Source organism: Streptomyces sp. NPDC051664 (genome assembly GCF_044453545.1).
Taxonomy (GTDB): Bacteria; Actinomycetota; Actinomycetes; order Streptomycetales; family Streptomycetaceae; genus Streptomyces.
The window spans coordinates 1-9,700 of sequence record NZ_JBITCU010000072.1 but is presented as its reverse complement, the minus strand read 5'-3'; the positions used below and the strand labels follow the sequence as shown (position 1 = coordinate 9,700).

Sequence of the window (9,700 nt, the reverse complement as noted above, 5' to 3'; positions counted from 1 at the left end):
CTCCACCGCCCACGCCCTCACCGACCCACCCACCACCCACCAGTACGGCTTCGGCAGCGGAGAAATCGAAGACGCACACCCCCTCGAATTCCCCGAACCCGTTTACCCGGGAGAACTGCTCGCCACGCATCCGTCCGGGACTAAAATCGTCGTGGATACATCAACTTTCTGGCAGGCCGGCACCACACTGTATCCTTCTGCACAGAAAGCAACGGAGGCGCAACCTCGAATACAACCGGAACGCGTATCAGTGGCTATTCCCGAGATCGTTCTTCCACTGATCAGGATACTTCCCGAAGAGACGGACCGGTCGGACGCTGTAACGATCTCTGACGCAATGCGGCTTCTCGAAACAACCCGCCAGGCATTCAATGCTACGGATCAAAACAGCCGTCGCCTCCCCTTCGCACAAGTTCTCGCAAGGCACGGATGGAAATTCACCGAACTCGGCCTGAGCGCAACGATATTTCCCGCGCCAACGGGACCGGACCATCCCGCATACAGCCAGTACACTTTCGGCGTACCGGTCAGCGGGCTAATGGAATTCCTCGACACGACACAGGGCCGACTCGCAAAACAAGCCGCTGTCCCGCTTTTTATCTGGAGCCGGTCATTCGGCCAGAAGGTAGCCGCCCATTATGCCGCAGAAATCCTGAGAACCACGGTCAACCCCGGAGACGTGCCATTCCTTCAGGACCTTGAAGGGGTCAGCCAAGTCGCCGGATACGCGTGGCTATTCGCCAATCACGCAGCAGCTTTTCCTATGACTTATCTCGGAGCGCTTAATCCTCGCACTGGGGAAGCTAGAAAAATGTTGACTAAGAACTGGCTTCCGGTGGCAAACAGAAACTACTTTCACCAACTTCTGCGAGAGGTCAATCCACAGGTTCGGGCATTCTTCGAGAGAAGATTCGCATACATTTCGGAAACGTTCGCCGCACAATTTATCGATTTCATTAGATTTCAGGGCTATCAGCAAAGCAAATTTAATTCAAATTCGGACGTTCTAGGTATTCCGCTTGCAGGCTCGAATGATGCCACGCTTAACATTCGCGACTATTTGAGGTACGTCATGACAGGTAGTAGGCAGGACGGTGGCACGGTCAGTCCCGAAAGACATGGAATGAAAAGAGATTACGTCGACATGGACCGGGTGGATCGGTCCACCCCCCTAGCACTGCTTGAGGTCCGCTACTCATCGGGAGCTTCCAGTGGCAGCCGAATTCATCCACATGAGTTCAAGGCGCAGTTTTCAGAATACGCCGCAGCGGTAAATCTGGCGAATTTTATCGATAAGGGACCGAGGATATCCCCGAGTATCGCTCAGGGAATTCTGCATAATGAGAAAGTGCAAAAGTTTTCCTTGGCGATAGAGGCGATTCAAGAGATTTTGCATTTCGGCTCGCCAGAAGATGGATTTCTCCGGAACTTTCGATTCTCCGTGATCACCTCAGTCGGAGGCGCTATCGCCCGAGGACATGATTTGTATCCGCAAGTCAGGGCGGAGTTCGAAAGCCTCCTCGCGGACTTGCGAACTCTACGTGATCGTTCAGATATGTCACCCAATGATAGGCGTCAGTTCGGCTCCGTCGTAACTTCCATGGAGACCGCGTTGCAATCCTTGACGCCCAGGCGCTGACTCCTTTCTGGAATCGGTAATCGAGTATTATGGCGTGCAAAAGAAGTATGCGTCCTGGTCGGCATGGAGATTGATTGGGTGAAGCCGTTAACCTCGATTTTTCGTGATCAGTTGTTGGTGTGAGCTGGCGGTTGATTCGCTTTCGGCGTGTGTGTTCGGGCGTGGCGATGGCTCGGCTGTCGCGTCGGGTGAGCGCCGGGCTTCACGGCTCCGGTGGGTGGTGCTGCTGGTGGGGGCGGAATGCGGCTGGGCAGCCGGGTTTTGGCAGGGCCGCGAACTGTTGGAGGGCTTCGCTGATCGTGCCTGTTCAGGGTCGGTGCCGGGCGGACGGAGGGTGCGGCGTCGTCCGCTGGCCACGAGTTGAACGGCGGCGGAGAACAGCCGGAGCCTGAGCCGCGGCGGTTGCCAAGAAACGACCTCGCCGGTCAAGGCCGGTACGGTGATGCCGCCGCCTTCCGCCTGGGCTTGGAGGAACGCAACCAGCCTTATGCGGTGGGCATTTCTTCCCGCCACACCGCCCATCGGGCCGGGGCCCGGCCCGTCCAGCCCGCCTATGCGGGCACCGGCCGGCCACCGAAGATGCAGTATCCCGAGCCTGCACAGACCATGAAAGACCTGGTCATCGCGGCCGGGCGGGCTGCTGCGAGGCCGGTGTCCTGGCAGGAAGCTCCCGTCCGGGCCAGGGACGAAGCGGCTTCAAGCGCATGCACTCACGCTTCGTCGCCTTGCGCGTCCGACCCGCCGGACGCGGTGTCCGCACAGCCGGCGACGGTCCACAACTGCCCGAGCGCTGGCTGCTGGCCGAATGGTCCGCCGGCGAGAGCGAGCCGGTGCAGTTCTGGCTCTCGAGCCTGCCTTCCGGGATGCCGCTGGCCACACTGGTGCGGCTGGCGGAGCTGCGCTGGCGCATCGAGCACGAGAGATTGTTACGAGCCGGGGGCTGAGATGCCCCCGGCTACTCGACATCATCTTGGTCTTGGTGTTGATGCCCTCGGTGGAGTCGTTGCTGTAGGGGATGGTGAGCCCGGCGAAAACGGCGTCATGGTCCTGGTCGAGACCGTTGAGGAAGGCGTCCAGCTCGGGCAGACCGGCCTCGCGTACCTGCTTGATCCAAGGGTCGAGGTCCGTGCCGCGGCGCTCGGCCAAGAGGTGGGCGAAGTCGCGCACGAGCTCGGCCAGTGTGGTCGTCTCGGGGCAGGCGAGGAGGAGTTCGCCGAGGTGAGCACGGGCCTTATCGGGCAGGTTCTCGGGGCGGGTCGCGATCCAGGCGGTGACGTGGCGCGGTGAGGGTGTGATCCGGTCGCCTTCCAGGCGACCTTGGTTGATGTACTTGTAGAGCAGGTTGAAACTGCCCGTGTATCCAAGGTCGCGGATCTCCTCGAGCAGGCGCTTGACTGGCACGCCGGGTTCCTCCGTCCGGCGCCGGCGCAGGTGGTCTCGGTAGGTGTCGACCCGGCAGGCGCGGTACTGGGTCGGGCGGCGCAATCGGTCGGGCTCGGATGCGCGTGCGTACCGTTTGACGGTGTTCAGCGCCAGGTTCAGCCAGCGGGCGCAGTCCAGCAGTCCCACTTCCCTTGCCGAGCAGGTCGTGGACGGCGTGCCAGCGTTCCAGGGTGGTGCGCTCGCGTGTCAGCTCCCGCCGCTTTGGCCCGGCCTGCGCCCAGCAACCGCTGTGGGCCACGACCGCCTTCTCGACCGCCCGCGCGGGGCCGTGCCACAGGTGCACTTGTCACTGACCTGCGTGGCATCAGGCAGAGCCGAGCCCGGCGGATCGCATCGGTGTAAGACACGGAGCCGTCGCGGCACCCAATCTCGACGCCGGGATGATCGCGCAGCCACGCCTGGAGCGTCTCGGCCCTGCGGTCCGGGCAGCACGTCAATCCGCTCGTGGGTTTCGGCGTCGATCAACACGGTGGCATAGCGGTGACGCAAAGCGAAGTCATCGACACCCAGCACCCGGGGCGCCCGCGGCCTGGGCAAAGGGATCCGCAGCAGGGCACGCAGAGCGGTGTGGCGCGATAGATGAACGGCCAGAGACGGTAACAGGCGGCACCCGGCCCGCCCCGCTACTGTAACTCCTTCACCACAGACTTGACCTTGCTGGTCAGGCGGGCGGTGCGACGCTGGTAACGCTCGAGCAGCCCGGGTATCTGCTCGCGGAAGGTGTGACGGGACGGCAGCCGCGCGTGCGGCACACCACACACCGACCGTTCACCGGCACGTCGGCCACCGTCCGCTCGTGATAGCCATGCACACGCGCCGCCCCTGCTCCGCAGCCTGGGCAGGCAGCCGTCCCGTGCGGTGTCCGCGCCAACACCGTGATCCGCGCCTATCCTCATCGACTACATCCTCGATGACCAGCGGCAATAGCCCAGAAAACAACACCGTCTACAAGCTCGTTGACATCCAGCATGTCATGTCAACGACACAAACCACGCTCCGTCCGTCACCACCGAAAGGGCGACAGAGCCCGAACGAATGACAGACCCCCACCTTTGGGCAGTCAACCGAGTACTCTACCAGCACGCTGCGGCGGGAGGGATAGCAGCAAGGCGACCAACATGCTCTCGCACCCAGTTTCCACAGGTCGCCCCGTGAAAATGGCGCGATAATAAAGGGGTCCCAAGAGTAGGTCGGCCGCCTGTTCAAGGTCGGGGGTCGCGCCGCCCCGAGACCGTTCACGCTCCAACATGGCGGCAAGCTGGGCGCGTCGATCGGTGATGCAGGCACTTCCGGCTTCCGGGCCAGCGCCGACAGCGGCCCGAATGAGTGCTTGCACATCGGGGTCCTGCAGGTCGGTCATGATGTCATCTACCCAGCGTTCAAGATCGCTCGGCAGGCTGCCTGTGTCCGGGACGACCACCTCTCCGCTAAAACTGCTGGTCGCCACGTCTGCAAGCAGCTCCGGGATCGTGCGCCAGCGGCGGTAAACCGTGGTGGGGTGCACGTCGGCTCGTGCGGCGACGACAGGAATCGTGAGCGTCTCAAACGCGTAGTCGCCTTCGCTCAGAAGCTCTTTCGCGGCATGGTGCACAGCCGCTCGCACCCTGGCGGAACGGCCGCCCGGCCGGGATGGGGCGGACTTGTCAGCAGAGTTCGGCACAGAGTTCGGCACCTCCCTACTATGGCACCGATTCCCATTTCACTATCGCACTGATCTTTGCGTTAACATCGAAGGGTCCCTGTCGTATTTTTTCCTCGAACGAACAGGTCTGATGACTGAGACACGCCTTGCCCCGGCGCCAAAAGTTGACCGCTCCGTCGCTGCTTCGTGCCTACCGCGCGGCGCAGCCTTCACGGCGACCACCGCGGTTCTCGTGCTCTTCACAACCGCATCGAGCGCACCCTCCCCCCTGTACGTCGTCTATCAGCACAACTGGGCGTTCTCCCCAACGACCCTGACCATCGTGTTCGCGGTCTACGTCTTCGGGCTGCTGGCGTCCCTGCTCATCCTGGGCGGACTGTCCGACCATGTGGGACGTCGTCCGGTGCTACTCGCAGCCATCGGTGTCGAGTCACTCTCCCTGGTGTTGTTCCTTATCGCCGACAACGTTGTCGCGCTCATGGTCGCCCGTACCGTGCAAGGCCTTGCCACCGGCGCGGCCATGGCCACCGCCGGCGCCACTCTGGTCGATTTCAATCCGCCGCATGCCCCTGGCCGTGCTGGCGTCGTCAATAGCGTGGCCCCCATCAGCGGTCTCGCACTCGGCGCGCTGGGCACCGGAGCCCTGGTGCAATTCGCTCCCGCACCTACGCACCTGATCTACGCTCTGCTGCTCGGGGCTATGACCCTGGCCGCTCTTGCCGTTTTCGCCGCCCCTGAGACCTCGGCTCCCCGCCCAGGGGCAGTGGCCTCCCTCGTGCCCAAGCTGGGAGTGCCACCCCGGCTGCGTCGGGATTTGCTTGCCCTGCTCCCGATTCTCATCGCCAGCTGGGCCCTGGGCGGCCTGTACCTCTCCCTCGGCCCCTCAGTCGCGGCGTCGCTCTTCGGCCTTACCAACCACTTTATTGGCGGCCTTGTCGTCACACTGCTGTGCGGCACTGGGGCCGTCACCGCTTTCCTGCTACGCGCGACACAGGGCAATCGCGTCCTGGCCATCGGCTCCTCCCTGTTGTTCGTCGGCACAGTCGTCTCACTTGTCGGCGTCGAGACCAGCCACGTGGCACTTGCTGCCGCCGGGACGGCCATCGCCGGTGTCGGGTTCGGGGCGGCCGCGCTGGCATGCTTTGGTACCTTGGCACGCCTCGCCACACCCACGGAGCGTGGCAGGTTGTTCGCCACTGCCTACGTGCTCGCCTACCTTGCCTTCAGCATCCCGGCCGTTGCGGCGGGGTTCGCAGCGACCTCCGTGGGCTTGCACCCGACCACCGACGTGTACTGCCTCGTGGTCATCGCGATGTCTCTGGCGGCACTGTTCACGCAGCGGCTGCTTCACACACCTGCGTCCTCAGAGGCCTCCTGAAGAACAGGGCTGATCACGCGACCGCAAGAGGCTGAACTGCGCCGCGATGGCTCGGGTTACTGCCAATTCCACCAATGCGGAGCGGTACTGGTGGTGGTGGACCGGGCCTTGACCCCGAATCCTGAACACGGGTTATGCGGCTGGTGCCAGCGTAGTTGGTGTGAGGTGGAAGGCGTTCTCGAGGGCGATCGGTGATTGCTGTGCGAGGCGGGAGTGTCGGCGTCGGGTGTTGTAGCGGTGGAGCCATCTGAGAGGTCGTTAAGTCCGATCTTCCTCGGTTCGTGATCGCTCGATCGTGGTACTGATCGTCGCGCGGGCCGCCTGCTGGGCATGTCCATGCGGAGATGCGGGGCATGGAGCGAAAGCCGTACCCGAGTGACTTAGGGCCCGTAAAGAATCAACTCGCTGGTTTGGTCTCTGCCGTGAGGGTCGCGCCGTGTGCGGCGGCGTGAACGAGGAGTCCCGCCAGGGTGTTGAGGTGTGCTGCTGGGGGCCGGGGTGTGTGTGCGTGCTGGTCCATCAGCCGCCGGATCTCGCTGGTGGTGTGGCGGATGGTGTCCTTGCTGACGGCGAAGAGGTGGGCCAGCACGGTAGGCGGCAGGGCGAGGTTTTGTTGCAGCACGGTGACCAGGACCCGGTCCGCCACGTCGAGTTTGGCTTTGCGGCCGCCGCCCGGGGCCCGGCGTCGCTCGCCGCCGTCGCGTCGGGTGGCGAGGTCCTGTTTCTGCAGCGTCTGCCAGTCGGCGGTCAGGGTCTCGGTCAGCTCGGTCAGTGCGGTGCAGGTCATGCCGGTCAGCGCGGGATGTGACAGAGCACCGCGGTCGAAGACCGCCGTCGGCCCGGGTGCTGGTCCGGTGGGGCCTGCCGGGCCGGCAGGGTGGGGGTGGTGAAGTCGGCCCGAAGCGCGGTCTCGTCTTTCGATCGAGCCGTTTCTTCGGGCCGCTTCCCGCACCCGGCGTGCCACTTTCATGGCACCGGGCGCTCCACAAGTCCCGCCTTGCTGTCGATGATCGTCCTCATGCCGTGGTCGGCCAGGGGGAGGGGATGGCCGCGCCCCGGTAGCGGTAGCGCGTGGTGCGCACCTTTCCGGGATCGAACAGCGTCCGTTCCTCCCCAACCGGCCACCAACCACCCCCGCAGTAGCGGCGGCGGAGGTCCTTCCAGGTGATCCGGCGGTGTTTGCGGCGCAGCCATTTCATGACCTGGCTCCATGTGTACGAGCTCAGGTATTGGAATGTCGCGCTGGACACGCCGGGTCGGAAGTAGGCGCACCAGCCCGGCAGCATCCGGTTGAGCTGGATGAGCAGGGTGTCGAGCGGCTGGTTCGTGGCCATCTTCCGGCACACCGTCTTGACCTTGGCCATCACAGCCGCGAGGGCTTTGCGTGAGGGGTAGGTGTAGACGTAGTACCGACTGGTTCCTCGTTTTCGGTGGCGCTGGATGTGCCACCCGAGGAAGTCCAGTCCCTCATCGATGCGGGTGATCAGGGTCTTCTCCGGGGACAGGCGCAGGCCCATCGTCGCAGGCCCATCGTGGACAAGACCCCAGCGATCTCATCGCGCAGGTCTTCGGCGTCGCCTTCGGTGCCGTAGACGATCAGACACCAGTCGTCCGCGTACCGCGACAAACGGTAGTTGGGAAGACCTTGACGGCGGCGCTGTTCCCGGCCGAGCTTGCTGCTTCCGGGTCCTCCCGGACCATGGGCGACGTACTCGTCCAGGACGGAGAGGGCCACGTTGCTGAGCAACGGCGACAAGATCGAACCCTGTGGGGTTCCGGCGCTGGTTTCTCGCAGCACGCGATCCTCACCGAGGATGCCCGCCTTGAGGAACGCCTTCACCAGGTCAAGAACGCGTTTGTCCCCGATCCGAAGCCGCACTCGGTCCAGCAAGGCCGGATGCGAAATCTCGTCGAAGCAGGCTTTGATGTCGCCCTCCACGATCCACTCATACCCGTGGGACGTGAAGTGGCGGACCTCGGCCACCGCGTCGTGAGCCCGGCGGTTCGGACGGAACCCGTAGGAGCACGGGAGAAATTCCGCCTCGAAAATCGGCTCCAGCACCAGCTTCAAGGACGCCTGCACCACCCGGTCGGTGATCGTCGCGATCCCCAGGCGGCGCAACTTGCCGCCCGTCTTGGGGATCATCCGCTCCCGCACCGGCAGCGGACGGAAACTACGGTCCTTGATCGAGCCTCGTAGTGCGTCGAGGAACTCCTCAACGCCCGTCCGCTCCGCGATGGACGCCGCGGTGCGGCCGTCCCCCCATTACCGTTTTGGTGGCCCCGCAATGGGGCGCCCGGCCTCCGGAGTTGGCATGACTTTCTCCCCCTGTCGATCGCATGTCTTGGGGGGTGGTGTCACCGGCTCCGGAGGCATCGACAGACCGCTGATTAGGGGCATGACCACCGGCCTTTTCGCAGGTCGGGAGGCTCTTCGTAATGTGGATGTGGCGATCGGTGCCGTGGGACGGCCGGGTGAGGACGACCGGAGGAAGCGCGTGATCGACGTCAGCGACATCGGTGCCTTTCTCGGTCTGGACGTGGGCAAGGGCGAACACCACGCCACCGCCGTCACGCCGGCCGGGAAGAAAGCCTTCGACAAGCGGCTGCCCAACAGCGAGCCGAAGCTCCGCGAGGTGTTCGGGAAGCTGCAGGCCAAGCACGGGACCGTGCTGGTGGTGGTCGATCAGCCGGCCTCGATCGGTGCTCTGCCGCTGGCGGTGGCCCGGGACATGGACTGCGCGGTCGCCTATCTGCCTGGCCTGACGATGCGGCGGATCGCGGACCTTTATCCGGGCGAGGCAAAGACCGACGCCCGCGACGCGTTCGTCATCGCGGACGCGGCCCGCGTCATGCCTCACACACTTCGCTCGGTCGATCTCGAGGACGAGACCATCGCCGAGCTGGAGATGGTCGTGGGGTTCGACGACGACCTGGCCGGCGAGGCAACGAGAGTCTCCAATCGTCTGCGGGGGCTGATGACGCAGATCCACCCGCATCTGGAGCGGGTTCTCGGTCCGCGGATCCAGCACCCGGCCGTCCTGATGCTGCTGGAACGGTTCGGATCCCCGGCCCAGATCCGCAAGGCCGGCAGACGACGGCTCGTGACCTTGATACGTCCGAAGGCCCCGAGAATGGCCGAGCGACTGGTCGAGGAGATCTTCGCCGCCCTGGACGAGCAGTCCGTCGTCGTCGCGGGCACGGACGCGGCCACGTTGATTGTCCCGAGCCTCGCCGGCTCGCTGACCGCAGTGCTTGACCAGCGAAAGCTCCTGGCCGCCCGGATCGAGGAACTGCTGGAGTCCCACCCTCTTTCCAAGGTCCTGACGTCCATGCCCGGGATCGGCGTCAGGACTGGAGCCAGGATCCTCATCGACGTCGGCGACGGCAGTTCGTTCCCGTCCGCCGCCCACCTCGCCGCTTACGCCGGCCTCGCCCCGACGACCCGTAGTTCGGGGTCGTCGATCCGCGGCGAACAACCTTCCCGAAGAGGAAACAAGCAGCTCAGGAGCCGTAATTTATCTACTGCCGGATTCGAGGCAACGTCGCTGTTTCATGTGGTAGTTGGGTTGTTGTGACGATTCCGGGTGAAGTCCTG

The 9,700-nt window shown here is 64.1% G+C and carries 5 protein-coding genes and 4 pseudogenes; 4 read left to right on the top strand and 5 right to left on the bottom strand.

Annotated elements, in window-relative coordinates; all coding sequences use genetic code 11:
* Positions 1–1,639 (top strand): hypothetical protein (locus ACIA8E_RS41020; RefSeq protein ID WP_399307098.1); only part of this gene is annotated, 1,639 nt, incomplete at its 5' end.
* Positions 1,640–2,074: 435 nt separating this feature from the next.
* A pseudogene (locus tag ACIA8E_RS41015) lies at positions 2,075–2,559 on the top strand (transposase); the annotation flags it as partial.
* Positions 2,560–2,599: 40 nt separating this feature from the next.
* On the opposite strand, the pseudogene ACIA8E_RS41010 reads toward ACIA8E_RS41015, so the two are convergent.
* Both ACIA8E_RS41010 and ACIA8E_RS41005 read right to left on the bottom strand, forming a co-directional pair.
* A pseudogene (locus tag ACIA8E_RS41010) lies at positions 2,600–4,024 on the bottom strand (ISL3 family transposase); the annotation flags it as partial.
* Between the two features lie 118 nt (positions 4,025–4,142).
* Positions 4,143–4,673, bottom strand: a complete 531-nt coding sequence (locus ACIA8E_RS41005; RefSeq protein ID WP_399307096.1) for a TetR/AcrR family transcriptional regulator C-terminal ligand-binding domain-containing protein — start codon at positions 4,671–4,673, stop codon at positions 4,143–4,145.
* Between the two features lie 283 nt (positions 4,674–4,956).
* Between ACIA8E_RS41005 and ACIA8E_RS41000 the strand changes: the two genes are divergently transcribed.
* Positions 4,957–6,102 (top strand): MFS transporter, encoded by a 1,146-nt coding sequence (locus tag ACIA8E_RS41000; protein ID WP_399307094.1) that lies wholly within the window; start codon positions 4,957–4,959, stop codon positions 6,100–6,102.
* A gap of 397 nt (positions 6,103–6,499) precedes the next feature.
* On the opposite strand, the pseudogene ACIA8E_RS40995 reads toward ACIA8E_RS41000, so the two are convergent.
* The 3 genes and pseudogenes from ACIA8E_RS40995 to ACIA8E_RS40985 all read right to left on the bottom strand — a co-directional run.
* Positions 6,500–6,988 (bottom strand): annotated as a pseudogene (locus tag ACIA8E_RS40995) (ISAzo13 family transposase); the annotation flags it as partial.
* A gap of 130 nt (positions 6,989–7,118) precedes the next feature.
* Positions 7,119–7,619 carry a group II intron maturase-specific domain-containing protein gene (locus ACIA8E_RS40990; RefSeq protein ID WP_399307091.1) on the bottom strand — a complete coding sequence of 167 codons (501 nt, stop codon included), beginning with the start codon at positions 7,617–7,619 and terminating at the stop codon, positions 7,119–7,121.
* Positions 7,586–8,248 carry a reverse transcriptase/maturase family protein gene (locus tag ACIA8E_RS40985; protein ID WP_399307089.1) on the bottom strand — a complete coding sequence of 221 codons (663 nt, stop codon included), beginning with the start codon at positions 8,246–8,248 and terminating at the stop codon, positions 7,586–7,588. The genes ACIA8E_RS40990 and ACIA8E_RS40985 overlap by 34 nt, the downstream gene beginning before the upstream one ends.
* Positions 8,249–8,600: 352 nt before the next feature.
* On the opposite strand from ACIA8E_RS40985, the pseudogene ACIA8E_RS40980 reads away from it, so the two are divergent.
* Positions 8,601–9,611: pseudogene (locus ACIA8E_RS40980) on the top strand (IS110 family transposase); the annotation flags it as partial.
* Positions 9,612–9,700: the final 89 nt, after the last annotated feature.